We start from the raw sequence: 26377 nt of genomic DNA, 5'->3' as shown, positions 1-26377 counted from the left end.
AAGCGACGACCAACGGTCGTCACCCACCACGGCCAACCGTCGTTGGTCAGCCCGGCAGGCGGAAGAAGGCGCGCGCAGCCGCCGTGGTATTGGCCGCCGCGACGTCGGTCGCTTCACCGCGGTCGCGGGCCAGCTCTTCCACGATATGCGCCAGATGCATCGGCTCGTTGCGGCGGTCCTTGGGCATCGGCTTCAGCGAGCGCGGCAGCAGGTACGGCGCATCCGTTTCAATCATCAGGCGGTTGGCCGGGATGTGCTTGACCAGCTCGCGCAGGTGCGCGCCGCGGCGCTCGTCGCACAGCCATCCGGTGATGCCGATGTACCAGTCCTGGTCCAGGTAATCGAACATTTCCTGGCGTTCACCGGTAAAGCAATGCACCACCGCCGCGCCGATGCGGCCCTCGAAATTTTTCATCTGCGCCATGAAATCGGCATGCGCATCGCGCTGATGCAGGAACAGCGGCTTGCGCGCACCGTCGGCCGCAGTGACTTCAGAAGCGAGCTGCAGCTGCCGCTCGAACGCACGGTGCTGCGCCGGACGCGGGGAGAAGTCGCGGAAATAATCCAGCCCGCACTCGCCCACCGCCACCACTTCCGGCTGTGCATGCAGCGCGCGCATTTCCGCATCGCATTCGTCGGTGTATTCCGCCGCATGGTGCGGGTGCACGCCGGCGGTGGCATACAGGAAGCCGGGATGCTGGCGCGCCAGCTGCAGTGCCAACGGTGAATGTTCGCGGCTGGCGCCGGTGATCACCATCTGCGCCACGCCGGCCTCGCGCGCACGCGCCAGCACGGCATCGCGGTCGCGGTCGAAGGAGTCGTGGGTGAGGTTGGCGCCGATATCGATCAGTTGCATGGTCATCGCAGTGGGGAACGCCGGCTCATTGTACCTGCCGGCCCCATGGGCCCTTATCCTTGTGCGATGAGTACCCCGCACTTCCCGATTTCCGCGCTGCTGCCGCAGGTCCAGGACAGCCTCGACCTGCACCCGCGGCTGGTCCTGGAAGCCCCGCCTGGCGCCGGCAAGACCACCCAGGTGCCGCTGGCGCTGCTGCACGCGCGGTGGCTGGACGGGCATAAGATCATCGTGCTGGAACCGCGCCGGGTCGCCGCGCGCAGTGCCGCCCAGTTCATGGCACGGCAGCTGGGCGAGGAAGTCGGCCAAACCGTCGGCTACCGCATCCGCTTCGAAAACAAGGTGTCCGCGCGCACCCGCGTGGAAGTGGTCACCGAGGGCATCCTGACCCGCATGCTGCAGGACGATCCGATGCTCGAGGGCATCGGTGCGATCGTGTTCGATGAGTTCCACGAGCGGCATCTCAGCGGCGATCTCGGTCTGGCGCTGGCGCTGGACGTGCAGGCGCAGCTGCGCGACGACCTGCGCCTGGTGGTGATGTCGGCCACGCTGGACGGCGAGCGACTGGCGCGCTTCCTTGATGCGCCGCGCCTGTCCAGCGAGGGCCGCAGTTTCCCGGTGGAGATCTCGCACTTCCCCGCCCGCCGCGACGAAGCCCTCGAGCTGCAGGTGCGCCGCGCGGTGCAGCAGGCGCTGGCCACCCATCCCGGTGACGTGCTGGTGTTCCTGCCCGGACAACGCGAAATCCAGCGCGTGCTGGCCGGCCTGCAGGACACCGTGGACGCAGCCACCGAGGTGCTGCCGCTGCATGGCGAACTCCCCGTGGAACAGCAGGGCCGGGTGCTGCAGCCGGCGGCCGATGGACGCCGCCGCGTGGTGCTGGCCACCAACGTAGCCGAATCATCGGTCACCCTGCCCGGCGTGCGCGTGGTGATCGACAGCGGGCTGGCGCGTGAGCCGCAGTACGACCCCAACAGTGGCTTCACGCGGCTGGACGTGGTGAGCGTGGCCCAGGCATCGGCCGACCAGCGCGCCGGGCGTGCCGGCCGCGTGGCAGCAGGCTGGGCGTGGCGCCTGTGGCCGCAATCGCAGCGGCTCGAACCGCAACGCCGGGCGGAAATCGAACAGGTTGAACTGACCGGGCTGGCCCTGGAACTGGCGGCATGGGGCAGCAGTGACCTGCGCTTCGTTGACGCGCCACCGGCCGGGCCGCTGGCCGCCGCGCGCGAGCTGCTGCAGCGGTTGGGTGCGTTGTCGCCCTCCCATGCGATCACCGCACAGGGCCGCCGGATGCTGGCGATCGGCACCCATCCCCGGCTTGCGGCAATGCTGCTCGCCGCAGGCACCGGCGCCGAGCAGGCGCTGGCGGCCGATATCGCCGCTTTGCTGGAGGCGCGCGACCCACTGCGCCAGGGCGGCGACGCACTGGCACCCCGCTGGCGCGCACTGGCCGCATTCCGCAATGGCCGGGCACCGCATGAGGCNGCGCCGCCGTCGAGCATTGAAGCGCACCAGGTGGGTGACCTGCTGGCGCATGCGTTCCCGGACCGCATCGCCTTCTGCCATCCGAACGATCCGCTGCGCTATCTGCTGGCCAATGGCCGCAGCGCGCGCCTGCACGAGTTGAGCGACCTGCGCGGCGAGCCGTGGCTGGTGGCCAGCGAACTGCGCTTCGAAGCACGCGATGGGCTGTTGCTGCGCGCCTCGCCGGTGGATGAGCAGTACCTGCGCCGCGTATTCGCTCCGCGTTTCGTCAGCGAAGACATCGTGCGCTGGGACGACGAGCGCCGGGCGCTGGTGGCGCTGCGCGAAAGCCGCTTCGAGCGCATCGTCCTCGACAGCCGCTCGGCCGGACGCGTCGATCCAGCGCATGCGGCTGCGGCCCTGACCGAGGCGGTGGCCGAACTCGGCCTGCAGGCCCTGCCATGGACCGAGGGCCTGCGGCAATGGCAGGCGCGGGTGGAAGCGCTGCGCCGCTGGATGCCGGAGCTCGGCTTGCCGGATGTCAGCGACGCGGCCCTGCTGGCCACGCGCACCGCGTGGCTGCAGCCTGCCTTCACCGGCAGGACGCGGCTGGATGCGCTGGACGAAGCCAGCTTCGGCGAGGCACTGAAGACCCCGTTGGAATGGTCGCAGCGGCAGCTGCTGGACCGCCATGCACCCACCCGCATCAGCGTGCCATCCGGGCTGGAGCGCACGATCAGCTACGCACTGGACAGCGAAACCGGCGAGCCGCTTCCGCCGGTGCTGGCGGTGAAGCTGCAGGAACTGTTCGGGCTGGCGGACACGCCGCGCATTGCCGACAACCGTGTCGCACTTACCCTGCATCTGCTCTCGCCCGGCGGTCGCCCGCTGCAGGTCACCCAGGACCTGCGCAATTTCTGGGCGAATACGTATGCCGAGGTAAAAAAGGAAATGAAGGGCCGTTATCCCCGCCATCCCTGGCCAGATGATCCATGGACGGCCACCGCGACCCACCGCGCCAAGCCGCGCGGGACCTAGGCAGGGTCTCTTTGCCAAGCCTATCCTGAACGGCTGCGGTAGAGTCACGCCGCGCGCCTGCTTGCCTGACATGCCGTTTACAGCGACCGCGCGACACTGGACTTCGACCCGAGGCAAAGGACCCCACATGAGCAGACTGACCGTAATCACCGATCGTGCACTGGAACGCGCGCTGGACCTGGCCCATAGCGCCGGCGATGGAATCAAGCACGCTGGCGGCAACCTGGGCGGCAGCCTGCGCCACTTCGGCCCCACCGCCGCCGACTGGCTGAAAACCGGCGCCGCACTGGGCGCGGTCAAGACCGGCGGCCGGATCGCGACCAAGGCCGCGCGCCGCAACCCGGCGGTGACCATCGCCGCTGCTGCCGTTGGCGTGGGCCTGCTGGGCTATGCGCTGTATCGCAAGCAGCAGAAGAAGAAGCTTGCTGGTGGTCATGTCGTCAACGGACAGGCACAGCGCGTCGCGGCGCGCGATCGTCGTGCCAGCACGATCCAGGACGAACACAGCGATATCGGCAGCGACGCCTGAGTGGCGTAACGCGGGCTGATGTCCCGCAGCTGTCCTGGCCGGTTCGGCGGGCATTGAAGGGCGTGGCGGATGCCACGCCCTTCGTCGTTGGCACGCTGGAGATGTCGCGGTTGCCAATTGAGCTGGGCGCTGTGCGGCCTGCATGTTCGGCTGGCCATCCGCCGACGCGCAGGAGTCCCGATGTTTTCCGCCAGCAGCACCAACGCCATCCCATCCCATGCGCCGGCAGTTCACGGCCCACCGCCCAGCCCCCCAGGCCACGCCCCGCTTTCCCTCCGCCCGCATTCGGTGGGGAATCCGCCGGTGGCCGAATTCGATCTGCGCCTGCTAGCTTCGCCCAGCCCGCCAGCGCCTTTACGGCCATTGGGTCCTGCGCTGACTGCGGCCGATCTCGCCCTGGCGGCAGCAAAGGACCGCCGTTACGTCGGCATGGTGGCTGACATCTTCGCATCGCAGGTGGCGCAGGTAGATGCCACCTACGCCTTCGATGCACTGCGGCTGGAAATATTCGGCCGCTGGGTACTGTCCAATCAGACGGCGCTGGCAGTCTGCATCGGACCGGATGACAACGCCCTGCTTGCCGGGTGCCGGGTGCTTGCCTGGCTGCCGGGCGTGGGAGAAAGCGCACGCCAGTGTGCCCAGTCTTACGTTTTCATCCTGCACCACATGGCCGCCCAGCTGCCCGGCGACCCTGCCGGCCTGCACGTGGAATCCATCGCGCAGGCGCTCGCCGGCCGCACACCCGCACCCGCCCTTATTCCGCTTGCCGCCACTGCCCCGGCTGGAGCCCGCCCAGCTGATACGGGCCGATCGATGCGCGTACCAGCCGCAGCGTCGGCAGGCCTACGGCTGCCGTCATTCTCCTCACCTGGCGGTTTCGCCCTTCGCGCAATGTCACGGCCAGCCACGCATCGGGCACCGTCTTGCGGAAACGGACCGGCGGATCACGCACCCACAGGGCAGGCGGGTCGATCTGCTCGATTCCGGCAGGCAGGGTGGGCCCGTCGTTGAGCAGCACGCCACGGCGCAGCTGATCAAGCCTTTCCGGCGTCGGTTCGCCCTCCACCTGCACCCAGTAGGTTTTGTCCGCTTTGTGCCGTGGATCGGTCAGCCGGTGCGCCAGGCCACCGTCATCGGTGAGCAGCAGCAGCCCCTCGCTGTCATGGTCCAGCCGCCCCGCCGCATAGACCTGCGGCGGGAGGCCGAAACCGGACAGCGTGGGACGGGGCGGCACGCTGCGGTCGGTGAACTGGCACAGCACGTTGAACGGCTTGTTGAACAGGATCAAGGACATGGTTGAAAGCGGGTCCGGCCTCAGCGCGCCGCCTTGATGAAGCGCAGCGTCATCCGGTCACTCTCACCGATCGCCTTGTACTTCGCCGCATCGGCCGCGTCGTGGTTGTTGGACGGCGGCAGCGTCCACACGCCGTTGGGGTGATCCTTGGTATCGCGCGGGTTGGCGTTGATCTCGCTGCTGCCTTCCAGCGTGAAACCTGCCGCTTCGGCCATCGCGATGACCTGCTGCTGGCCGACATAGCCGGACCCGTCGTCGTCGCCGACATCGGCCTTGGCGCGATGTTCGACCACGCCCAGCACGCCGCCCGGCTTCAGCACGTCGTAAAAGCCCTTGAACATGCCCGGCGCCTGGCCGGACTTGCGCCAGTTGTGCACATTGCGGAAAGTCAGCACCACATCGGCCGAAGCGGGCTTGCCGAACACCGGCGCGGCCGGGTCGTAGGCCACTTCGGCGGCCTTGTCGAACTGTGCGGGCGAGGCGGCGAACTTCTTCTGCAGGCCATCGCGGCTGCGCTGCTGGTAATCGCGGCCACGCCCTTCCGGCACGGACGCCGGATCCACCACCGCGGCAATGTAGTGGCCCTGCTGGCGCACCAGCGGTGCCAGGATTTCCGAATACCAGCCATTGCCGGGAGTGATCTCGATGACCGTGCTGGTCGGGGTCAGCTTGAAGAACGAGAGCGTCTGTGCCGGATGACGGAAGCCGTCGCGGGTGACATTGGCCGGGTCGCGGTTTGCGGACTTGACCGCCGCCTCGATCGCCGGGCTGACCTGTACCTGCGACGCCGCGCTGGCGGCCACCGGCGAGCGGGCATACAGCGGCGATGCGGACAGCGCCGCTGCCACGGCGAGGCAACAGGCAGACACAGTGAGCAGGTTCTTCATGGCGGGCTCCCTTGGATGGTGGGCGCAGACTAGCAGCCCGCACCGCTTCGGTGTTCACAAAGCGTTAGCGCCGCGCGGCGCTCCGGAACACAGTTTTGCGGCCGGTGCCGCAGCAGCGTCATCTCCCTCCCCTTATGCTGCTGGCATGGCTATCCAAGGAGACTCCGCATGACGGCAACCCGCGAACTCGGCCGTTCGGGCCTGCAGGTGCATCCCATCGCCTTCGGTGGCAACGTGTTCGGCTGGAGTGCGGATGAAAAGGCAACATTCGCGCTGCTGGATGCCTTCGTCGATGCGGGCTTCAACCTGGTCGATACCGCCGACGCCTATTCGGCGTGGGTCCCGGGCAACCAGGGCGGTGAATCGGAGACCCTGATCGGCAGATGGTTCGCACGTAGCGGCAAACGCGACAAGGTGGTCCTGGCCACCAAGGTGGCGAAGTGGTCGGAACAGCCCGGCCTGTCGGCAGACAACATCACCGCAGCGGTGGAAGGCTCGTTGCGTCGCCTGCAGACCGACGTCATCGACCTCTACCAGGCGCATGAGGATGACGAATCCACGCCGCTGGAAACGACGCTGGGGGCCTTCGCGCGGCTGGTCGAACAGGGCAAGGTCCGCGCCATCGGGGCCTCCAATTACAGTGCCGAGCGGCTGGCTGACGCGCTGAAAATATCGGCCGACTACCGGCTGCCGCGGTATGAAACGCTGCAGCCGGAATACAACCTCTACGACCGTTCCGGTTATGAGGCCGGCCTGGAGGCCTTGGTGCAGCGAGAGCAGCTTGGCGTGATCAGCTATTACTCGCTGGCCAGTGGTTTCCTGAGCGGGAAGTACCGCCGCAGCGAGGACGCGGTTAGGAGCCCCGCACGGGGCCAGGCCGTGGTGGCGAAGTACCTCAACCCGCGCGGCCACCGCATCCTCGAGGCACTGGATGACATTGCCGGCAAGCATGCCGCGACCGCGTCCCAGGTTGCGCTGGCCTGGCTGGTCGCGCGTCCTTCGATCACCGCGCCGATCGTCAGCGCCACCAGCGTCGAGCAGCTGCGCGAGATTCTGGCAGCGGCGACGTTGGCGCTGTCGGCGCAGGACATTGCCGAGCTGGACGAAGCCAGCGCCTAGCCGCACTGCCTGCACCCGCACGACGGGCTGTCCTCAATGGGATTGCTGCACGAAGCCATTGCCGTACAACAGCCACGTCAGCTCTTCCGGCGTATAGGGCATCCCGGGCTGCATGCCATTGCTGCGTGCGAACAGCAGCGCAGCCGGGGGGTTGTCAGCTGCAAGCAGCCAACGGAAAGGAGCGGGGCCTTGTCGGCTCAGCAACAGCACGCCGGATGCGGCTTCGTGGTCAACGTACTGGATGCGGTCACCGTGGAGGCGGAAGGTGGACGGCACCGGATGCTCGATTACGTCGACGTCCTGTCCCAGCGGCAATCCTGCCGGCTGCTCGGCGGGCAGATCCACCGACTGCCCGGTCGCGCCATCGCTGCGGTACACCTGGAAGCCGCTGCCGGACCGGTGCGCCGCGGCATCGCGACGTACTTCGCTGAGTCCATGTGCCCGCAGCACAACGCCCACTTCCTTCAGCGTACAGGGCTGGCCCGGCTGCAATCCCAGCGCGCGCAGGAATTCACGGCCGACGCCGCGCTGGGCGTTGAGCCTGACAACGCCTGGATCAGCAGTGGAGGGCGTGAATACCAGCGTATGCAGCAGCCCCTCCGCATCCACTGCGATGATCATGGCGTCCACCACACTGAAGCAGTTCCGCAACAAGCGATGGCCAGCAGCCGGGCGGCCGAACGTTATCGGTTCGAAGAACTGCGACCTGCGCTGCAGACGTGTCTTGCCGCTGCAGGGGCTGGCGCTCGCCATCGCTTCCTTGCGGACGAACAGACTCAATGACGCCGGCAGCCCGACAGGGACCGCGTCGCCTCCCGCATCCATCGCCGTCAGCGCATCCGCATCCGGATGGAAGCGCAAGCCGGAGACCCGCTCGATGCCGATCACCAGGTTCGCCAGGCTGTCGTCCTGCAAGGTGAAACCGGAGCCGGGGTCGTGGATGAGCAACCCCTGGGGACCTTGCTCGATTTCAAGCAGTCCAGCGTGGACGGGGGGCATGGCTTGCGCGCAAGCGCGGACGACGTAGGCCAGGAACAACCTTCGGAGACCGTCCAGCTGGATATGCTCGAGAAGTCGGAAGGTGTCCGGTTCAAGCAGCTGCGCCACGCTAGGCCGATGTCGCTGCAAGGCGTGGTCGGGCACCACCGAGATACTGGCCACCACATGGATTTCGTCGTCGCCCAGGACGACCGGAGCCTGCGGCGCCTGCCTGTCCAATTGGCCGAGCCCGCTGTATTTCCTGATTTCGGCCTGGCGCAGCGGGTTCGCATAGCGCTCGCGGATCGGCAACCCGACGATCCAGTCGTCCTGGCGTGCTACGGGATCGGTAGCTGTGTCGAACTGGGACTCGAAGAGAGGACGCGCCCGGTAGTGGACGCAGAACCGCGGCGTGGGCACGTCGAATCGTGCCTTCTTCACCTGCCTGGCTGCCTCGCCGACATGATGGAAACGAACGCAGGACGGAAACACGCGTGCGGTGGGCATGGGCGATACATGCAGCACGGTGCCGCCGTGCGATGCGCGCCCCACCTTGGCCGTTCCTGGCGACGGCGACGGCGACGGCGGCGACGGCGGCCTGAGGGAGGCCTGGCCGCCGAAGAGCGGAGCAGTGGGTGGTTTTTCGGCCTTAGCCGGCATCACCGCGAACAACACCTCCTTGTTCGCATCGCCTGCAGCCGCGCCGCCCGCGCTGCTGCTTGCAGCAGCCGAGGCCGAGGCCGAAGCCGACCCCGCCGCCGCACCGGATTCGGCACCGCCACCGCTGCCACCCGCGGCGGCCCCTACACCGGCTACAACGCCCTTCGCCGGGCGGGCGCGCTGGACAGGTGAGGCAGGCTTGGCCAACGTGGGCCGGCGCGCCCCTTTCCCTGACACGGGCTTGGGCGGCGGCGGCTTCCCGGGTGGCCCGGCCTTGCCCTTGCCTGACTTGGCGAGGGCACCGGGAAGCAGCCAGCTACCGCTCATCGGCAGGCGCAGCTGCGCCTCGTCATCCCGACCCTTCCACGTCCCCAACCGGCTGCAATGGATTGGTCGCAGGACCGCAGGCTGCGGCACCGCCGCCAACGCGCGATCGCCGGTGGTTGTAGGGACAGCGGCGTGCTGCAGACCACCTGCGATGTTGAGCACGGCACGCAACTGGCGCAACCGATGCAGCAGCGCTCGACCGGCGGCCGAACCCACCGCTTCCACCGGCCGTTGCCGGGCCAGCTCGTACAGCACCGCGCAACATGCCACCCCGATGACCAGATCCTGGTACCCGCGGACGCTGCCAAGGCCGGATGGAACCACGCCCTGGAGCGCCTCGCCCACGGCGTGGCGCAGCGCGGCCGGCAGCACTGCACCAAGCGGCAGTCCCTGCAGGGCACACAGCAGGTTGCCACGCGCCGCATCGGACAGGGCGCAGAAACACTGCCATGTGGTCCACGGAAAGGAGAGCCCCGGCGATACCTGCTCAGCCACCGCCAGCAGCCGCGAGAAACCGATCGCACCCCCCCAGCCGATCATCTCGCAGCATGCGCCATCGATGAGCGCGCCGGCTTCACGGACGAGAGGCCGCCTGCGCCCCGCCCCAGGCTCGCAAGGCGACGGCAGCGGCCGGTTACGCACGAGCGGACGCAGGTTTCCGGGCAGCAACGGCGACACGAAGTCGACCAGGATGCGGGCCACGTTCAAGGAACCGGGCGTGCCGCACGCAGTGGACGTTGGGTCGGACGCCGGCACGGCCGCAGGAATCATGTCCTGTCGGCCCCGTTGCCACCAAAGGCGGCTGCGGCTGCGGAAAAGCGATGGAGAGGCGTCATCGTGGCAAGGGAGAGGCTGCTGCCTTGCACGCAATGGCAGCGGCGGGCGGGTGGGACGAGGCGTGGAAGAACCTGACTTTAGTGTGCGGAGGCGGTTCTACGCGCACTTTCGAATATCTTGCATGGCGAGCCCATACGCTGCGCATCGTTCCAATGTTGGCCAATAGTGGGAATCACACAGATTTCACGTCGTTGAATGGAACGATAACCGTGACGTGCTTCGCACTTAAGCATTGAAGGACGCACCCGATAAGGAAGTCTCCCCTTCCCGGAACCATGCGCTCATGCGGAACGCCTCGCCCGCTTCTCCCCCACCTGCTCGTGGCATCCAGTTCAAACTCATCGGCGCCACCTCGCTCGGCGTGCTGTTGCTGGTGGCCAGCGCCTTGGCCGGCCTGGCGTCGGCCTGGTTCGACCTGGGTGCGGCGATGCCGGCGTCCTATGCGGTCAGCCGCGATGCCGAACAGCTGCAACGGGAGTTCCGCCTGCAGGTGCAGGAGTGGAAGAACCTGCTGCTGCGGGGCGCCGATGATGCGCTGCGCGAAAAGCACGCAGCCGCCTTGACCGAAGAGGGACGCAAGGTAGCGGAACTGGCGGCCAGGGTCGGCCGTGCCGAGGATGGCCGGACGCGTGAGCTGGTCGCGGCGTTCATGGCTGACCAGGCCGCGCTGCAGCGTGACTACCAGGCTGCGCTGCAGGCCTACATCGCATCGGGTTACGACCCGACCGCCGGTGATGCCCCGGTGCGCGGCCGCGACCGGCCGCTGGCACAGGCGCTGGATGGCCTGGCCGCGCATACCGCGCAGGTCGCGGATGCGGCCATCGCGCGCCGCTCAAGCCACGCACGCGAACTGCTGGTGACCAGTGCCGTGGTGACGGTCATCACCGCCGTGCTGCTGTTGCTTGCGCTGTCATGGTGGCTGCGCCGCGCTGTCGTGCGGCCGGTCGTGGCGGTGGAAGCCGCTGCGCGCGCCGTGGCCGCCGGCGACCTGGAGTACCGCGTACAGGTGCAGGGGCGCGATGAGATCGGCCGCCTGGCCGCGACCATGCAGGACGTGCAGGGCACGCTGCGCGGTGTGCTGGCAGCGCAGGCAGAGATGGCCCGCACCCACGAAGCGGGTCAGATCAGCCATCGCATGGACGCCGCCGCATTCCCCGGCGCCTACGGCCGTATGGTGGCCGACTGCAATGCCTTGGTCGCAGCGCACATCCAGGTGAAGATGCGTGCCATCGCCGTCATGGGCCGTTACGCAGTCGGTGATCTTTCCGAAGACATGGACCGCCTGCCGGGCGAGAAGCGCGTCATCACCGATGCACTGGATGCCGCCAAGGCCAACCTTGGTGCGATCAACGCAGAGATCAAGCAGCTTGCAGCTGCTGCGGCTGCTGGTGATTTCAGTCGTCGCGGCGACGTGGCACGCTTCCGGTTCGACTTCGCTGACATGGTAGGGGGCCTCAACCTGTTGATGCAGGTCACCGACGGCAACCTGGCACAAGTGTCGAGCATGCTGCGCGCGATCGCCGATGGCGACCTGCGTGCGCGCATGGACGGTGAATTCCATGGCGTGTTCGCGCGTATCGCCGGCGACGCCAATACCACGGCGGCGCAACTGGCGACGATCGTCGCCGAGATCCAGCAGGTGGCTGGTGGCGTCCGCGAAGCCGCAATGGAGATCGCCAGCGGCAACAGTGACCTGTCCCAGCGCACCGAACAACAGGCCGCCAACCTGGAAGAAACCGCGGCGTCGATGGAAGAGCTGACCTCGACCGTACGCCAGAACGCCGAACATGCGCGCACCGCCGACGGGCTGGCGCACAGCGCCGCCGCCGTGGCGTCGCAGGGCGGCGAGGTGGTGGGCCAGGTCGTGGCGACGATGAGCGGCATCGAGGCCTCGTCGCGGCGCATCGCCGACATCATCACGGTGATCGACGGCATCGCCTTCCAGACCAACATCCTGGCCTTGAACGCGGCCGTGGAGGCCGCGCGCGCCGGCGACCAGGGCCGCGGCTTCGCCGTGGTGGCCAGCGAAGTGCGCACGCTCGCACAGCGTTCGGCGGCGGCTGCAAAAGAGATCAAGGGGCTGATCGATGAATCGGTGGAGAAGGTGGCCGATGGCTCCGCGCTGGTACGCCAGGCGGGCAGCACGATGGGCGAGATCGTTGCCTCGGTGCAGCGCGTGACCGACATCATGGCCGAGATATCCGCCGCTTCGCAGGAACAGAGCGCAGGCATCGAACAGGTCAACCAGACCGTAGTGCAGATGGACGGCGCGACCCAGCAGAATGCCGCGCTGGTGGAAGAAGCCTCTGCTGCCGCGCGCAGCATGGAACAGCAGGCCGCGCGCCTGGTCGAGTCGGTGGGCGTGTTCACCCTGGCCTGAAGGCCGGCCCGGTGGTGGGTGACGAGCGCTGCTTTTGGTGGGTGACGACCGGTGGTCGTCACGATCCGGCCTACACCACGAACGGCTCGCGCTGCATGCGGTCGGCCAACACATCCACGAACGACCGCACGCGCGCCGACACGGCCGTGTTGCGGTAGTACACCGCGTGGATCGGCTGGTAGACATCCAGCGTCTGCGCGACCAGCACCGGCACCAGCGCACCGCTGGCGCGGTCGGCGTGGGTCAGGAAATCCGACAGGCAGGTGATGCCCACCCCTTCCACTGCCAGCCGGCGCAGGGTTTCGCCGCTGGACGCCGCGATGTCCGGGTGTATCCGCAGCTGCCCGTCGTCGTCGCCGGGCAGCGGCCAGCGGTTAAGCGATTCGGGCTCATTGAAGCTCAGCAGCGTGTGCGCGGACAAGGCGGCCACGCCGTCCGGCGTACCGTGCTGGCGCAGGTAGTCCGGGCTGGCCACCAGCTGCAGGCGGCAGCGGCCCAGCAGGCGTGCATGCAGGGTGGAATCGGCCAGCGGACCGATGCGGATGGCCAGGTCGGTGCGCCGCTCCAGCAGGTCGATGTAGCGCTCGGAGCTGTTCACTTCCAGCGCCACCTCCGGGAACTGCTGGCGATAGCGCGCCACCAGCGGGGTGATCACATGCAGCACGAACGGCATCGCCGCATCCACGCGCAGGCGACCAGCCGGGCGTTGACGCCGCAGCGCCATCTGCTCTTCCGCCGTCTCCACCGCCTCCACGATCTGCCGCGCCTGGCGGACGAACGCCTCGCCTTCGGCGGTCAGGTGCAGGCGGCGGGTGGTGCGGGTCAGCAGCGTGGTACCGAGCTTTTCCTCGAGCCGGCCCAGGGCCCGGCTGACCCCTGAGGGGGTCTGGCCCAGCTGTTCGGCCGCCGCGCTGATGGTGCCGCTGTCGATGACGGCCAGCAGCGCCTGCATTTCGTCCAGGGTGATTTTCATGGCTGCATTATTGACCACCAGGCAAGAGTGATTGGCGTGAAAGCTGGTTTTTCAGCAAAGGTCAGCGGCGCAGACTGCGCTCCTTCCTTTCCTGCCGGACCCTGTCATGACCCGTGGCATTCCCCTCGCCCTGTTGGCGCTGACCCTCGGTGCCTTCGCCATCGGCACCACCGAGTTCGTCATCGTCGGGCTGCTTCCCACCATCGCCGCCGACCTGCAGGTCAGCCTACCCTCCGCTGGCCTGCTGGTCTCCCTGTACGCCCTTGGCGTGGCGGTGGGCGCACCGGTGCTGACCGCGCTGACCGGACGCGTGCCGCGCAAGACCCTGCTGGTGGCGCTGATGCTGGTGTTCACCATCGGCAACCTGGTCGCCTTCCTGGCCCCTGGCTACAACGCGCTGATCGTCGCACGGATCCTGACCGGCCTGGCCCATGGCGTGTTCTTCTCCATTGGTTCGATCATCGCCACCTCGGTGGTGCCGAAGGAAAAGGCCGCCAGCGCGATCGCCATCATGTTCACCGGCCTGACCGTCGCGCTGGTGACCGGCGTGCCGCTGGGCACCTTCATCGGCCAGCACCTGGGCTGGCGCGCAACCTTCCTGGCGGTGTCCGGGCTGGGCGTGGTGGCGCTGCTGGGCAGCCTGGCCTTCGTACCGCGCAACCTGGCGCAGAGCGCGCCGGCCACCTTCCGCCAGCAGCTCGGCGTGCTGGCGCAGCCGCGGCTGTTGATGGTGTATGCGATGACCGCGCTGGGCTACGGCGGCACCTTCCTGTCCTTCACCTACCTTGCGCCGATCCTGCAGGAGGTCACCGGTTTGTCCGCCAATGCGGTCAGCGGCGTGCTGCTGGTATATGGCATCTCGGTGGCGTTCGGCAACGTGTGGGGCGGCCGCCTGGCCGACCGGCTCGGGCCGATCCCCGCACTGAAGCGGATCTTCGCGCTGCTGGCGCTGGTGCTGCTGGTGCTGACCTTTACCGCCTACAACACCTGGCTGGTGCTGCTGACGGTGCTGGCGCTGGGCGCGGTGGCCTTCGGCAACGTACCCGGCCTGCAGGTCTATGTGGTCAAGCAGGCGCAGCGCCATGCGCCGCAGGCAACGGATGTGGCATCGGGACTGAACATCGCCGCGTTCAACATCGGCATCGCCCTCGGCGCCTCGCTGGGTGGGCTGGTGGTCGAACACATCGGCCTGATGCACACCCCATGGCTGGGCGCGCTGGTGGTGGTGGGTGCCTTCGCCCTTACCGCGCTGAGTGGCCGGCTGGACCGCCGCGATGGCATCGACGACCGCGCCGAAGGCATCAGCGTGGCGGCGCATTGATGCCTCCGCTGGCGCACGGGGTCGCCACGCCGCGTTGCCCGCATGCATACGTTCCCTGCCCTACCCTCTGTCCGTCCCCCACTGGAGTATCCCCATGACCGTTCCTGCTTTTGGCCTTGGTACGTTCCGCCTGAAAGACCAGGCGGTGATCGATTCGGTACGCAACGCGCTCGACGTCGGCTACCGCGCCATCGATACCGCGCAGATCTACGGCAACGAAGCCGAGGTCGGCCGGGCGATCGCCGAATCCGGCGTGCCACGCGATGACATCTACCTGACCACCAAGATCTGGATCAGCGAATTCAAGCACGATGCGCTGCTGGCCAGCCTGCACGCCAGCCTGGAGAAACTGCGCACCGACCGCGTCGAGCTGACCCTGATCCACTGGCCGTCGCCGGATGATGCGGTGCCGATGGAGGAGTACCTGTCGGCCCTGGCCGAGGCCAAGGCGCAGGGTCTTACGCGCGAGATCGGCATCTCCAACTTCACCATCGCCCAGACCCGCCGCGCGATCGGCATCCTGGGCGCGACTGAAATCGCCACCAACCAGGTGGAGATCCATCCGTACCTGCAGAACCGCCTGCTGGTGCCGTTCCTGCAGGAACAGGGCATCCACATCACCGCGTACATGAGCCTGGCCTACGGCGAGGTGATCAAGGATCCGGTGATCCAGGCGATCGCCGGCCGCCACCAAGCCACTCCGGCGCAGGTCGCGCTGGCCTGGGCACTGCAGCAGGGCTTGGCGGTCATTCCCTCTTCCACCCGGCGCGAGAACCTGGCCAGCAACCTGGAAGCGGCCCGCCTGCGCCTGACCGACGAAGACCTCGCCCAGATCGCCACGCTCGATCGCGGCCATCGACTGGCCAACCCGGACGGCATCGCCCCCGCCTGGGATTGACGGACCCGGGGTAGCGCCGAGCCATGCTCGGCGGAGTGCCGCTGCAGGATCAATCCCTCAACAACCATCCGCGCATCGCCGCACTGACCTCTGCCGGCTTTTCCATCGGTGACAGGTGCCCGCAGTCGGGCACCACCACCAGCATGGCGTGCGGCGCCAGCGCCTGCATCTCCTGGCTTATCGGCAGCGGCGTGATGCGATCGTTCTCACCGCAGACGATCAGCATCGGGTCGCGGTAGGCCGCAAGCACCGTATGGCCATCCTCGCGGTCCAGTCCACTTTGCCGCAGGAACACCTCGGCGCCGAGCCGTGCGGTCATCTCGCGAACGCGCTGTACCAGTTCGTGATCGTCCAACCGCGAGGCATCGATGTAGCTGCGCATCAGCGTGTCGCCGAAGCCATGGAACCGGCCGGGCAGTCGGACGCTGGCGATCTGCATGGCACGCTGTGCGGCACGCTGCGGCGAATCGGCGTGGATGGAGGTATCAATCAGGGCCAGCCGCAGCACACGCTGCGGTGCGCTGCGCAGGATCTGCTGGGCCACGAAGCCGCCCAGTGAAAACCCGGCCAGCGCGAAGCGCGGCGGCGCCTGCGCCAGCACGGCATCGGCCACCGCCTGCATCGTGTCGCCAGCGGTAAGGTCACCAACGGTCGGATCGGCGATATCGGCCAGGTCGGCCAGTTGGTCGCGCCACAACTCGGCATCGTTGAGCAGGCCGGGAAGCAGCAGCAGGGGAATGCGTTCTTTCATGCTGCCATTGTAAGAGGGCGACAGGTAGCGCCGAGCCATGCCCGGCGAGCGCAGCGGCAGGGCTCAAGCCTGACGGCCAGCGGCCGTCACTACCAAGCGCGGCGGGATCATTCCAGCAGCTGCGCGGCCACCTGCTGCACCGGCAGGCTCACCATCATCACCGTCGAATCATCCGGATCCAACCGGGTGCTGAAGCCCAGGCTCTGGCACATCGCGATCATCGTGCTGTTCTCGCGCAGTACCTGCCCTTCCACCACGTCCAGCCCCAGCCATTTCGCGTACTCGATCATGATCGTCATCAGCCGCCAGCCGATGCCGTGGCCCTTCAGGTCCGAACGGATCAGGATGCCGTACTCGCCGCGATGGTAGTCGGCGTCTGCATGCAGGCGGACGGCACCGAGCATGTCACCGCTGCGCGGATCGATCGCCACCAGCGCGATGGAGCGCGCGTAGTCCAGCTGGGTCAGGCGGGCAATGAACTCGTGGCTGAAATGCTTGACCGACTGGAAGAAGCGCAGGCGCAGGTCTTCATCGCTGACGCGGGCGAAGAACGCGCGGAACAGCGCGTCGTCTTCCGGCCGCACCGGCCGAACGAAGGCGTTGCTGCCATCGGACAGCTGCAACGTACGCTCCCACTCCTTCGGATATGGAAATACCGCGAAACGCGGGTGGCCACGGCCTTTGTGCAGGATGCGCGAGGGCGCGATGGCGACCCGCGCATCCAGCGCCAGGATGCCGTCCCGATCGGCCAACAGCGGATTGATGTCCAGCGTACGTACTTCGGGAATGTCGGCCGCCAGCTGCGCCAGCTTGACCAGCACCAGGGCGACGGCGCGCTCATCGGCGGCCGGGAAATCGCTGTACGGCTTGAGGATGCGCGAGACCCGGGTGCGGCCGATCAGCTCGTGCGCCAACCGCAGGTCCAGCGGTGGCAATGCCAGCGCCTTGTCGTTGATCACTTCCACTGCGGTGCCGCCACGGCCGAACACGATCACCGGGCCGAACGTCGCGTCATCGGCGATACCGGCGATCAACTCGCGCGACTTCGGCCGCACGATGGTCGGCTGCACCAGCAGGCCATCGATGCGCGCATCGGGGCGCAGTTCGCGCGCACGCGCCAGGATCCTGGTGGCCGCTGCCTGTACCGCTGCCAGCGTGGACAGGTTGAGGCGCACGCCGTCCACTTCGGATTTGTGCGGGATGTCCGGCGAGAGGATCTTCAGCGCCACGCTGGCGCCCTGTTCCAGCAGCGGCTGGGCCAGGTCCATCGCTTCATGCGCGTCGCGGGCATGCAGCACCGGCGCCGAAGGAATGCCGTACGCCTTCAGCAGCGCATGCGTGGCCAGCGGGTCCAGCCAACGCTGGCCGGCCGCCAGGGCCGTGTCGACGATCGCGCGCGCGGCACCTGCATCGACCACGAAATCCTGTGGCAGGCTGGGCGGGGTCTCCATCAGTGCGCTCTGCGCATCGCGGTAGCGGACCAGGTGCTGGAAGCCACGCACTGCTTCGGCTTCGGTGGGGTAGGTCGGCACGCGCGCGGCGTTGAGGGTTGCCGTTGCGCGCTCGTCGTTGCCCAGCCACACCGCGAACACCGGCTTGTCACGCTGGTGCCGCGGACGCAGGCCCAGGGTGCGGGTGAGCGCCTGCGCCGCATCTGCGGAGGAGGTGAAAGCGGTCGGCACGTTGACCACCAGCAGCGCGTCGTTTTCGTTGTCAGCCAGCAGCGCTTCGATGGCGGCGGCATAGCGCTCGCCATCGGCGTCCACCACGATGTCCACCGGATTGGAACGTGACCAGCCCTGCGGCAACACCGCATCGAGCTGCTGCACGGTGCTCTCCGACAGCGTGGCGAGGGTGCCGCGCAGCGCCGCCAGCTGGTCCACCGCCAGCCGCCCGACGCCGCCGCCGTTGCTGAGGATGGCCAGCCGACGGCCGGGAAACGAGCCCAGCCGTCCCAGTGTTTCGGCAGCGGTGAACAGCTCGTCCAGCGCGCTCACGCGCAGCAGGCCGGCGCGGTTGAACGCCGCACCGTAGACATCATCGGCGCGCGCCAGCGCCTGCACGTGGGTATCGTTGCCCGGCATGATGCGCTCGGCCCGGCCGGACTTGACCACCATCACCGGCTTTGAGCGCGCGGCGGCACGTGCGGCCGACATGAACTTGCGCGCATCCTTGATCTGTTCCACGTACAACAGGATGGCGCGCGTGCGGTAGTCGGTGGCGAAGTAGTCCAGCAGATCGCCGAAGTCCACGTCCATCGTGTCGCCCAGCGACACCACCGCCGAGAAGCCCACCGAACGCGCGACGCCCCATTCCACCAGCGCGGCGGCGATCGCGCTGGACTCGGAAATCAGCGCCAGGTCGCCTGCCTGGGGAACGTGGGCGGCGATGCTGGCGTTCAAACGCGCATGCGGTGCGATGACGCCCAGGCAATGCGGCCCGAGGATGCGCAGGCCCTTGCCGCGGGCACTGGCTTCCACCTGCGCGGCCAGCGAGCCGGGCCCCTCGCCAAGGTGCGCGGTGAGGATGATCGCCGCCGCCACGCCCAGCGCGGCGGCATCGGCGATCACCTGCGGCACGATGCTGGCCGGGGCGGTCACCACCACCAGCTCCGGTACCCAGTCCAGGTCCTTGAGCCGCTTGATGGTGCGGGTGCCATCGATCTCCGCGTGGCGCGGATTGACCCAGGCGACCTTGCCGGCGAATCCCGCCCCGCGCAGGTTGCGCATCACCGCCCGACCGGCCGAGCGATCACGCGGACTGCCGCCGATCACGGCGACCGACTGCGGGCGGAACACGGACTGCAGGTTGTAAGTGCTCATGCCGCTAGTAGAGCAAAAAAGGGGTTACAGCAGGGTGCCGTGGAGGATGCTGGCGGCGATGCTGAAGTAGATCACCAGGCCGGTCACATCGACCAGAGTGGCCACGAATGGGGCCGAGGCACTGGCCGGGTCGAAGCCGAGGCGCTTGAGCGCGAACGGCAGCATCGATCCGGACAGCGACCCGAAGGTGACGATGCCGACCAGTGCTGCCGCCACGGTGAGCGCCAGCAGCAGCCAGTGTTCGCCGTAATCGTGCAGGCCGCCCAGCTGCCAGATGACGATGCGGGTCATCGCCAGGCTGCCCAGGATCGTGCCCAGCACGATGCCGGTCGGCAGTTCGCGCAGGGCGACCCTCCACCAGTCACGCAGCCGCAGTTCGCGCAGCGCCAGGCTGCGGATCAGCAACGAGGTGGCCTGCGAACCGGAGTTGCCGCCGGAGCTCATGATCAGCGGGATGAACAGGGTCAGCACCACCGCGCGCGCCAGCTCATCTTCGTAATGCTGCATCGCACTGGCAGTCAGCATCTCACCGAGGAACAGCACGCTCAGCCAGCCACCGCGCTTGCGCAGCATTTCCAGGAAGCCGATCTGCATGTAGGGCTTTTCCAGCGCTTCCATGCCGCCGAACTTGTGCGCGTCTTCGGTGGATTCCTCGATCAACGCGTCCAGGATGTCATCCACGGTGACGATGCCGAGCATTTGCATGCCGGCATCCACCACCGGGATCGCCAGCAGGTCGTGGCGGCGGATCAGCTGCGCCACTTCTTCCTGGTCCATCGCCACGTCCACCGTCACCGGTGCGTTGACCTGCGCCACGTCCAGGATCGATGCGTCAGGCAGGCCGGTGATCAGCCGGCGCATGGTCACCACCTGGCGCAACTGGCGGCTGGTCGGGTCGAGCACGTAGATGGCATAGACGGTCTCGCGCGTGCGCTCCACTTCGCGGATGTGCTGCAGGGTCTGGCCCACCGTCCAGTTGGCCGGCACGCTGACGAACTCAGTGGTCATCAGGGCGCCGGCCGTATCCGGCGGGTAGCTGAGCAGGGTCTGGATGACCTGGCGCGCCTCGGCGCCGATCAGCGGCACCAGCCGCGCGCGCTCGTCCTGGTCCAGTTCGTGGACGATGTCGGTGGCGCGGTCGTCGGCCATCAGCCCCAGCAGCGCGGCCGCCCGGGCCGGCGGCAAGGCCGCCACCAGCGCGCCGGCACGCTGCAGTTCGGGCGCTTCAAGCAGCTTAACCGCACGCGGCAGCGGCAGTGCGGCAAGCAGGTCGACCGCCGCGGCGATGGGCAGGGTGTTGAGGTATTCCACCGCGTCGGCGGTGTTGAAGTTAGCCAGCGGTGCGGCCGTGGTGGCGGCGTCGGTGGCGGGACGCAGCATCTGCTTCTGGTTCATCGTGGTTCGCCTTTCGTCGTTGCAGCTGCAACGCCAACGCAGGCGAACCGTCCCTGTCAGGCGGTCGCCGTCGCTGGCGTCGAACGAGGTCGACTTCTACTGTCGCTGGACATGGGGGTTGGATTCCGGAAGGGTGGTGCCAGCGGGCGGGCCGCGGCGGGGGGCAGGATGAACCCGTGGGCAGCATGGGTCAACCCCGGTGTGGCGGCCGGGTTTGGCGTGGCTCAGCTGCACCACCGTGCGGGCGGCGGCGGGCGGCGCATAATGTCGCGCAAGGGCCGGCCGTCATTCGGCGTGCCCTTCCTCCTGCGGCCATGACCTCGACTTCCCATGCATAGCGGCGTGCTCGAACTTGCCCTGGTCCTGCTGCTTGCGGCCGTCATCGCGGTGCCGGTGTTTCGCCGGCTGGGCTTCGGCGCAGTGCTTGGTTACCTGGCCGCCGGCGTGGTGCTGGGGCCGGATGGGCTGGGCTTCGTGCAGGATACGGACCGGATCCTGGGCGCGGCCGAAATCGGCGTGGTGATGCTGCTGTTCGTGATCGGGCTGGAGCTGTCGCCATCGCGGTTGAAGGTGATGCGGCGTTCGGTGTTCGGTGCCGGGGCGCTGCAGGTGGCGACCTGCGCGCTGGTGCTGGGCGGCCTGTTGATGCTGGATCATTTCCACTGGAAGAGCGCGCTGGTGGTCGGTGTGGCGCTGGCGCTGTCCTCCACCGCGGTGGGCCTGCAGCTGCTGTCCGAACACAAGGCGCTCAACAGCGATCATGGCCGGCTGGCGTTCGCGATACTGCTGTTCCAGGACCTGATCGCCATCCCGCTGCTGGCCGCCATTCCACTGCTGGGGGGTGCGCGCAACCAGACCCTGCACTGGCAGGACGTGGCGGTGGCCGTCGGCGCACTGGCGGTGGTGATCCTGTGTGGCCGGCCGCTGCTGCGCCGCGTGTTCGGCATGGTCGCGCGCACGCGCAGCCCGGAAATGTTCACCGCCACCGCCCTGCTGGTGGTGCTGGGCACCGCCTGGTTTCTGCAGGAGGCCGGCCTGAGCCCCAGCCTGGGCGCGTTCCTGGCCGGTGTGCTGTTGTCCGATTCGGAGTTCCGGCATGAACTGGAAGCGCAGATCGAACCCTTCAAGGGCTTGTTCCTCGGCCTGTTCTTCATCGCCGTGGGCATGGGCATCGACCTGGACCGCATCGCCGCCGAACCGGGCATGATCGCCGCCGGCGTGGGCGTGCTGCTGGTGGTGAAGTTCGGCCTGTTGTATGCGATTGGACGGCTGGCCCGGCTCGGCGCGCGCCAGGCACTGATGCTGGGCAGCGTGCTGTGGCTGGGCGGTGAGTTCGCCTTCGTGGTGTTCAACGAAGCCCAACGTGCGCTGCTGCTGGGCAGTGCCAACCATGACCGGCTGGTGGCCATCGTCGGCCTGTCGATGGGGCTGACTCCACTGCTGTTGATTGCACTGCTGCGGCTGATCGGCCGCGAGACCGTGGCCAAGCCCGACGCCGCGCCGGCCGATGAGGTGAACCCGGACCAGCGTCCGAAGGTGCTGATCGCCGGGATGGGGCGCTTCGGCCAGGTGGTGGCGCGACTGCTGACCGCGCAGAAAGTGCCGTTCGTCGCGCTGGAGGTCAATCCGGATACCGTGGCCGACCTGCGCCGCTTCGGCAACCAGCTGTACTACGGCGATCCGACCCGGCCGGAGATGCTGCGCGCGGCCGGCGGGGCGGAGATCGCGGTGTTCGTGGTGACCATGGATGATCCGGAAACCAACCTGCGCGCGACGCGGATGATCCGGCGGTTGTATCCGGACGCGCGGGTGCTGGCGCGGGCACGCAACCGCCAGCATGCGTGGCGGCTGATGGACATGGGGGCCGAGCCGTTCCGCGAGGTGTTCGGCACCAGCCTGGAACTCAGCGAACAGGTGCTGAAGCTGCTGGGGGTGTCCGAGGAGACGGCCCGTCGGCATGTGCAGCGGTTCCGCGAACATGATGAGAAGCTGCTGCGCGATCAATACCTGGTGTATGACGACGAGGCGGCGGTGATCCAGACCTCGCGCGATGCACGCAATGACCTGATGCACCTGTTTGAAGCGGATGCGGGAAGCGGAAAGGACGCGCCGCCGGAGCGGTAGCCGAAGAGCGTGACGACCAACGGTCGTCACCCACCGGGGCCGTCACTACCGCAGATTCATTCGCGCAGGAACCGCGCCATCGAGGACACGCCGGGCACGCGTGGCTGGAACTCGGCGGCCACGTCGATGAAGCCGCGCATCACGGCGATTTCGCGGGGGCTGCGGTTGAGCGTGTCGCGTGCCTCTGGATCGGCACCGGCACGCAGCAGGCGCTGCACGAGCAGCGGCAGTCCGTGCAACGCTGCCAGGTGCAGCGGGCCGAAGCCGCGCGGATCACGCACCTCCAGCGAAACGTCTTCATCCAACAGACGTTCAACACCGGCCAGTACCACCTGTTCGTCGCAGGCGGTCCCCGGTTCGGCACGCGCGCCGAGCAGCAGCAGCAACGGCGTCACCTCGCCGGCAGCCGCCTTGTCCGGCTCCGCGCCGGCCAGCAGCAGGGTATCCAGCAGCGCCAGCAGGCGCGAGCGGTCACGAGCGGAGAACCCGTACAGCGCAGCGCAATGCAGCGCGGCCAGCTGCTGCGCGTCGCTCGCATGGACGTCGGCACTGGCGCTCAACAGCCGCGCCACGATATCCGGAAGGCCCAGCGCCGAGGCCAGCATCAGCACCGTGACCCCGCCGGGCAGGCGGTGTTCCAGCTGTGCACCGGCATCCAACAACGCGGACACGATATCCATCTGGCGCATGCTGACTGCCGCCGACAGCGGCGTAGCGCCACTGGCCGAGGCATGCTGCGGATCGGCATTGCGCGCCAGCAGCAGGTCCACCACCGCAAGGTGCCCACCACCGGCCGCACGCAGCAGGGCGGTGCAGCCCTGCGCGTCGACGCTGTCCACGGCGAAGCCAAGATCGATCAGCCGGCGCACGGCATCCACGTCACCGGCCGTGGCCGCAGCGGCCAGGTCGGATTCGCGCAGTGTCCGTCGTGGCAACGACCAGACGCGCCAGTCCAGCCAATCCGCCAGGTCACGACGGCCGCTGGACAGCGCCACACCCAGCGGCGTCTGTCCATCAGCCGCACGCGCTTCCGGCGAGGCGCCGTGGCGCACCAGCAGCTTGAGCGCGGCTTCGCGTCCCAGCGCAGTGGCCAGGTGCAGGGCGGTCATGCCATGGCTGTCGCGTGCCTCGCGATCCACGCCCAGGCCCAGCAGCGACTGCTGCAGGCGCAGCCAGCCCAAGCGCACGGCCAAGGCCAGCGGCGGATCGCCGGCGGGCGATGCAGCGAACGGGTCCGCGCCGCGCTCCAGCAGTTCCAGCGCGAGCTGCTCCAGCCCGCGACTGGCCTGGTCATGCTGCGCGCAGGCGGCGAGGAACCGCGCCAGACCACCACTGCCGGCAGGCGAAACGCCCTGCTCCAGCATCACCTGCAGCGCCGGCACCGCATCCACGCCGCGTGCCAGCAGCGCGAACATCGGCGTATCAGTGCAGGCATCCAGTACGTCGTGCGACGCGCCCTGCTGCAGCAGCCAACCGATGGCGCGCGGCTCCAGCGCCAGTTCCGGTTCGTGCAACAGGCTGCCCAGTTCTTCGGCACGGCACAGGCGCGCCATCGATTCCATCCCGTCCAGGTTGCCAAAGCGCAGCGATTCGCGCAGCAGCTCGAGCGGTGGCCGGTCCGGCAACAGCGACGTCGCCACGTCGCTGCCTTCGCTGGCCGCCACCAGACCGTCGCTGACTGCGGCGGGCAACGGGTAGGCAGGATCCAGCATGGCCACGATGGCCCAGCGCCCGGCTTCGGCCGCGCTGTCCACCGCGCGCCGCGCCAACGGATCGTCCAGGTCGGCAACCAGCCCCAGCTCCAGCAGCCGCTTCACCACCAACGGCGGCACATCGGTCGCCATGGCGGCCAGCAGCAGGGCGTTGCGGCCGTCGGCATCGACCGCCGCTACATCGGGGTTGTGGCGCAGGAGGTGCTCGATGACCGCCGCGCGCCCACCGGCGGCGGCCTCCAGCAGCGGGGTCCGGCCGAGCGCATCGCGCGCTTCCAGGTTGGCACCGGCGGCAAGCAGGGCGTCCAGGATCGCGGTGTGCCCGGCCAGGGCGGCTTCGTGCAGCGCACTGCGGCGCTGGCGATCACGCGCATCGGCACGCGCCTTGTGCTTCAGCAGCAGCTGCACGCCGGCCGGATCATCATCTTCGGTTGCCGCGGCGGCCAACAGCACCGGAATGCCTTCGGCCGGTTCGGTACGGGCGCCGCGCTCCAGCAGGAACCGCGCCAGGCGCCAGTTGCCGACCTGGCAGGCCACCGCCAGCGGCGACCAACCTTCGTTGTTGAGCGCGTCGATTTCGGCGGCGGCATCGCGCAGCAGCGCGGCGACGCCGGGGTCGGAACTGCGCGCTGCGTGGTGCAGCGGCGTATTGCCGTCGGCATCAGTGGCACGCGAATCGGCACCGTTGGCGAGCAGGGTCATCACCGCTTCCGGGCGCCCATGCCAGCTGTCACGGGTGGCCGCCAGCAGCGGCGTCATGCCCTTGTGCGGGGCGTTCACATCCACGCCGCGCGCGATCAGTTCGCGCAGCAGGCGCAGGTCCGGCAGCACCGCGGCGAGCACGGGCAGGTTGCGCTGGTCGCGCCACTGCGGATCCGGCGTGGCGTGCGGGTCGGCACCGGCCTGCAACAGCTGCAGCGCGCGGTCGATCCGGCCGTGGCGCGCCGCTTCGTACAGTGCCGGCGCCAGCGCGTCGGCCGGCATGGCTTCAAGTGCGACCGGTGCCGGATCGGCGTCGGACTGCTCGCGCGCCTGCCAGGCACTGCGCAGCTCCTGCATGCCGTGGGCCGGCGCGGGATGCGTGGTGCCCGCCGGGGCGACCCGCTGCAGCAGCAGGTGCAGCAGCGGCGACAGCAGCACGGTGGCGCCCACCGCTGGCCAACGCAGGCCTGCCGGCAGCAGCTCCGGCCAGGCCGGCATCACCACCAGCGCGCACAGCGCCAGCACCAGCGCGGCGACGGCCAGTCCACGCCAGGCGCCAAGTTCGCGCCCGGCCAGCCCCGCGGCGTGGCGCTGCAGCCCACCGGCCAGGCGTTCCACATCGCTCCACAGCGGCCATGTGCGCCATACCGCCAGCAAGCCGACGCCCAGCAATACCGCCAGGCCCAGCGCCGCGGCCAGGCTGCCGCTTTCGCGCAGGGCGGCAAGCGGCCAGGCCATCAGCAGCGCAAGCACCGCTGGACCGGCCAGCCACAAGGCCAGCAGCGCAGGCAGTTCTTCGCGCACCACCTGCGGCAGCGGACGCAGGACACGGCTTCGACGCAGCCAGGACATGCCCAGCGCGAAGGCCGGCTGCGCCAGCGCGGCCAGCAGCGCACCGGGCAGGCCGCCGATCGCCGAAGCCGCAGCGAGCAGCGCGCCCAGGGCCAGTGCGGCAGGCACCATGCGCGGCTGCGGCTCAGTCATTGTGGCGCGGCATCATGCTGGTGATGCTCGGGGGCACCTGCAGGTAGAACCCGCGGCTGGCCAGCTCGCCGCGCACCTGCGCGGCATCCGCACGCGCCAGCTGCCGGCCCTCGGTCAGGTCAACTTCCAGCACCAGCTGCAGCCGGCCCAGGGATTCGGCCAACGGCCCGGGCAGCACGCCGAAGCCATCCCGTTCGGCGAGGTAGACGTAGGTATCGTCTTTGCGTTGGCTCTTGTAGACGTAGGCTTGCATGCTTTCAGGTTTACCCTTTAAGGCATGATTGTGTCGGAAACCCGTCACCGGCGGAAGGCGTCAGGCCAGGCAA

General features: G+C 68.5%; 17 protein-coding genes and 1 pseudogene. 8 read left to right on the top strand and 10 right to left on the bottom strand.

What is annotated here, in order from left to right; translation table 11 throughout:
• Window positions 1-46: 46 nt before the first annotated feature.
• A complete protein-coding gene (locus IFT63_RS15785; protein WP_192085045.1) occupies window positions 47-856 on the bottom strand; it encodes a TatD family hydrolase in 810 nt (269 codons plus the stop codon).
• A 66-nt stretch (window positions 857-922) separates the two neighbouring features.
• Between IFT63_RS15785 and hrpB the strand changes: the two are divergent.
• The 3 genes and pseudogenes from hrpB to IFT63_RS15775 form a co-directional block, all read left to right on the top strand.
• Window positions 923-2340, top strand: a pseudogene (gene hrpB, locus IFT63_RS17625) (ATP-dependent helicase HrpB); the annotation flags it as partial.
• Between the two features lies 1 nt (window position 2341).
• On the top strand, window positions 2342-3358 hold a 1017-nt coding region (locus IFT63_RS17620), incomplete at its 5' end, for an ATP-dependent helicase C-terminal domain-containing protein (protein ID WP_274602617.1).
• A gap of 127 nt (window positions 3359-3485) precedes the next feature.
• Window positions 3486-3887 (top strand): hypothetical protein, encoded by a 402-nt coding sequence (locus IFT63_RS15775; protein ID WP_101099390.1) that lies wholly within the window; start codon window positions 3486-3488, stop codon window positions 3885-3887.
• 754 nt (window positions 3888-4641) lie between these two features.
• On the opposite strand, the gene IFT63_RS15770 is transcribed toward IFT63_RS15775, so the two are convergent.
• Window positions 4642-5181 (bottom strand): pseudouridine synthase, encoded by a 540-nt coding sequence (locus IFT63_RS15770; protein WP_042612442.1) that lies wholly within the window; start codon window positions 5179-5181, stop codon window positions 4642-4644.
• A 20-nt stretch (window positions 5182-5201) separates the two neighbouring features.
• Window positions 5202-6068 (bottom strand): class I SAM-dependent methyltransferase, encoded by an 867-nt coding sequence (locus tag IFT63_RS15765; protein ID WP_192085043.1) that lies wholly within the window; start codon window positions 6066-6068, stop codon window positions 5202-5204.
• Window positions 6069-6236: 168 nt separating this feature from the next.
• Between IFT63_RS15765 and IFT63_RS15760 the strand changes: the two genes are divergently transcribed.
• Complete coding sequence (locus IFT63_RS15760) at window positions 6237-7187, top strand: aldo/keto reductase (RefSeq protein ID WP_192085042.1); 951 nt, start codon at window positions 6237-6239, stop codon at window positions 7185-7187.
• 33 nt (window positions 7188-7220) lie between these two features.
• On the opposite strand, the gene IFT63_RS15755 is transcribed toward IFT63_RS15760, so the two are convergent.
• Window positions 7221-9854 (bottom strand): hypothetical protein, encoded by a 2634-nt coding sequence (locus tag IFT63_RS15755; protein ID WP_192085041.1) that lies wholly within the window; start codon window positions 9852-9854, stop codon window positions 7221-7223.
• A 418-nt stretch (window positions 9855-10272) separates the two neighbouring features.
• Here IFT63_RS15755 and IFT63_RS15750 point away from each other — a divergent pair, with 418 nt between their 5' ends.
• The gene (locus IFT63_RS15750; protein ID WP_192085040.1) at window positions 10273-12369 is read left to right on the top strand and encodes a methyl-accepting chemotaxis protein; all 2097 of its coding nucleotides are present in this window, start codon (window positions 10273-10275) and stop codon (window positions 12367-12369) included.
• Window positions 12370-12439: 70 nt separating this feature from the next.
• Here the strand turns inward: IFT63_RS15750 and IFT63_RS15745 are convergent, their stop codons facing one another.
• Window positions 12440-13342, bottom strand: coding sequence for a LysR substrate-binding domain-containing protein (locus IFT63_RS15745; RefSeq protein WP_042612447.1), 903 nt, complete (start codon window positions 13340-13342; stop codon window positions 12440-12442).
• Between the two features lie 106 nt (window positions 13343-13448).
• Between IFT63_RS15745 and IFT63_RS15740 the strand changes: the two genes are divergently transcribed.
• Both IFT63_RS15740 and dkgB read left to right on the top strand, forming a co-directional pair.
• Entirely contained in the window at window positions 13449-14663 is a 1215-nt protein-coding gene (locus tag IFT63_RS15740) for an MFS transporter (protein WP_192085039.1), read from the top strand.
• Between the two features lie 94 nt (window positions 14664-14757).
• Window positions 14758-15561 (top strand): 2,5-didehydrogluconate reductase DkgB, encoded by an 804-nt coding sequence (gene dkgB, locus IFT63_RS15735; protein ID WP_192085038.1) that lies wholly within the window; start codon window positions 14758-14760, stop codon window positions 15559-15561.
• Between the two features lie 49 nt (window positions 15562-15610).
• Here the strand turns inward: dkgB and IFT63_RS15730 are convergent, their stop codons facing one another.
• From IFT63_RS15730 to mgtE, 3 genes are all read right to left on the bottom strand, one after another.
• Window positions 15611-16312, bottom strand: a complete 702-nt coding sequence (locus tag IFT63_RS15730; protein WP_192085037.1) for an alpha/beta fold hydrolase — start codon at window positions 16310-16312, stop codon at window positions 15611-15613.
• Between the two features lie 107 nt (window positions 16313-16419).
• Complete coding sequence (locus IFT63_RS15725; protein WP_042612450.1) at window positions 16420-19134, bottom strand: bifunctional acetate--CoA ligase family protein/GNAT family N-acetyltransferase; 2715 nt, start codon at window positions 19132-19134, stop codon at window positions 16420-16422.
• 24 nt (window positions 19135-19158) lie between these two features.
• Window positions 19159-20529, bottom strand: a complete 1371-nt coding sequence (gene mgtE / locus IFT63_RS15720) for a magnesium transporter (RefSeq protein WP_192085036.1) — start codon at window positions 20527-20529, stop codon at window positions 19159-19161.
• A gap of 330 nt (window positions 20530-20859) precedes the next feature.
• Between mgtE and IFT63_RS15715 the strand changes: the two genes are divergently transcribed.
• Window positions 20860-22653, top strand: coding sequence for a monovalent cation:proton antiporter-2 (CPA2) family protein (locus IFT63_RS15715; RefSeq protein ID WP_042612452.1), 1794 nt, complete (start codon window positions 20860-20862; stop codon window positions 22651-22653).
• Between the two features lie 56 nt (window positions 22654-22709).
• On the opposite strand, the gene IFT63_RS15710 is transcribed toward IFT63_RS15715, so the two are convergent.
• Window positions 22710-26051 (bottom strand): ankyrin repeat domain-containing protein, encoded by a 3342-nt coding sequence (locus tag IFT63_RS15710; RefSeq protein WP_042612453.1) that lies wholly within the window; start codon window positions 26049-26051, stop codon window positions 22710-22712.
• Window positions 26044-26304, bottom strand: coding sequence for a YcgL domain-containing protein (locus IFT63_RS15705; protein ID WP_042612454.1), 261 nt, complete (start codon window positions 26302-26304; stop codon window positions 26044-26046). Before IFT63_RS15705 ends, IFT63_RS15710 begins: the two co-directional genes overlap by 8 nt.
• Window positions 26305-26377: the final 73 nt, after the last annotated feature.

Source organism: Stenotrophomonas sp. CFBP 13724, from assembly GCF_014841975.1.
GTDB lineage: Bacteria > Pseudomonadota > Gammaproteobacteria > Xanthomonadales > Xanthomonadaceae > Stenotrophomonas > Stenotrophomonas lacuserhaii.
The sequence above is the reverse complement of the archived record's forward strand: the minus strand, read 5'-3'. Positions and strand labels throughout refer to the sequence as shown.

Bases quoted from the DNA above. Each gene is read 5' to 3' on its own strand.
- IFT63_RS15785 (WP_192085045.1), bottom strand. From the start codon at position 856: ATGCAACTGATCGATATCGGCGCCAACCTCACCCACGACTCCTTCGAC.
- IFT63_RS15775 (WP_101099390.1), top strand. From the start codon at position 3,486: ATGAGCAGACTGACCGTAATCACCGATCGTGCACTGGAACGCGCGCTG.
- IFT63_RS15770 (WP_042612442.1), bottom strand. From the start codon at position 5,181: ATGTCCTTGATCCTGTTCAACAAGCCGTTCAACGTGCTGTGCCAGTTC.
- IFT63_RS15765 (WP_192085043.1), bottom strand. From the start codon at position 6,068: ATGAAGAACCTGCTCACTGTGTCTGCCTGTTGCCTCGCCGTGGCAGCG.
- IFT63_RS15760 (WP_192085042.1), top strand. From the start codon at position 6,237: ATGACGGCAACCCGCGAACTCGGCCGTTCGGGCCTGCAGGTGCATCCC.
- IFT63_RS15750 (WP_192085040.1), top strand. From the start codon at position 10,273: ATGCGGAACGCCTCGCCCGCTTCTCCCCCACCTGCTCGTGGCATCCAG.
- IFT63_RS15745 (WP_042612447.1), bottom strand. From the start codon at position 13,342: ATGAAAATCACCCTGGACGAAATGCAGGCGCTGCTGGCCGTCATCGAC.
- IFT63_RS15740 (WP_192085039.1), top strand. From the start codon at position 13,449: ATGACCCGTGGCATTCCCCTCGCCCTGTTGGCGCTGACCCTCGGTGCC.
- dkgB (WP_192085038.1), top strand. From the start codon at position 14,758: ATGACCGTTCCTGCTTTTGGCCTTGGTACGTTCCGCCTGAAAGACCAG.
- IFT63_RS15730 (WP_192085037.1), bottom strand. From the start codon at position 16,312: ATGAAAGAACGCATTCCCCTGCTGCTGCTTCCCGGCCTGCTCAACGAT.
- IFT63_RS15725 (WP_042612450.1), bottom strand. From the start codon at position 19,134: ATGAGCACTTACAACCTGCAGTCCGTGTTCCGCCCGCAGTCGGTCGCC.
- mgtE (WP_192085036.1), bottom strand. From the start codon at position 20,529: ATGAACCAGAAGCAGATGCTGCGTCCCGCCACCGACGCCGCCACCACG.
- IFT63_RS15715 (WP_042612452.1), top strand. From the start codon at position 20,860: ATGCATAGCGGCGTGCTCGAACTTGCCCTGGTCCTGCTGCTTGCGGCC.
- IFT63_RS15710 (WP_042612453.1), bottom strand. From the start codon at position 26,051: ATGACTGAGCCGCAGCCGCGCATGGTGCCTGCCGCACTGGCCCTGGGC.
- IFT63_RS15705 (WP_042612454.1), bottom strand. From the start codon at position 26,304: ATGCAAGCCTACGTCTACAAGAGCCAACGCAAAGACGATACCTACGTC.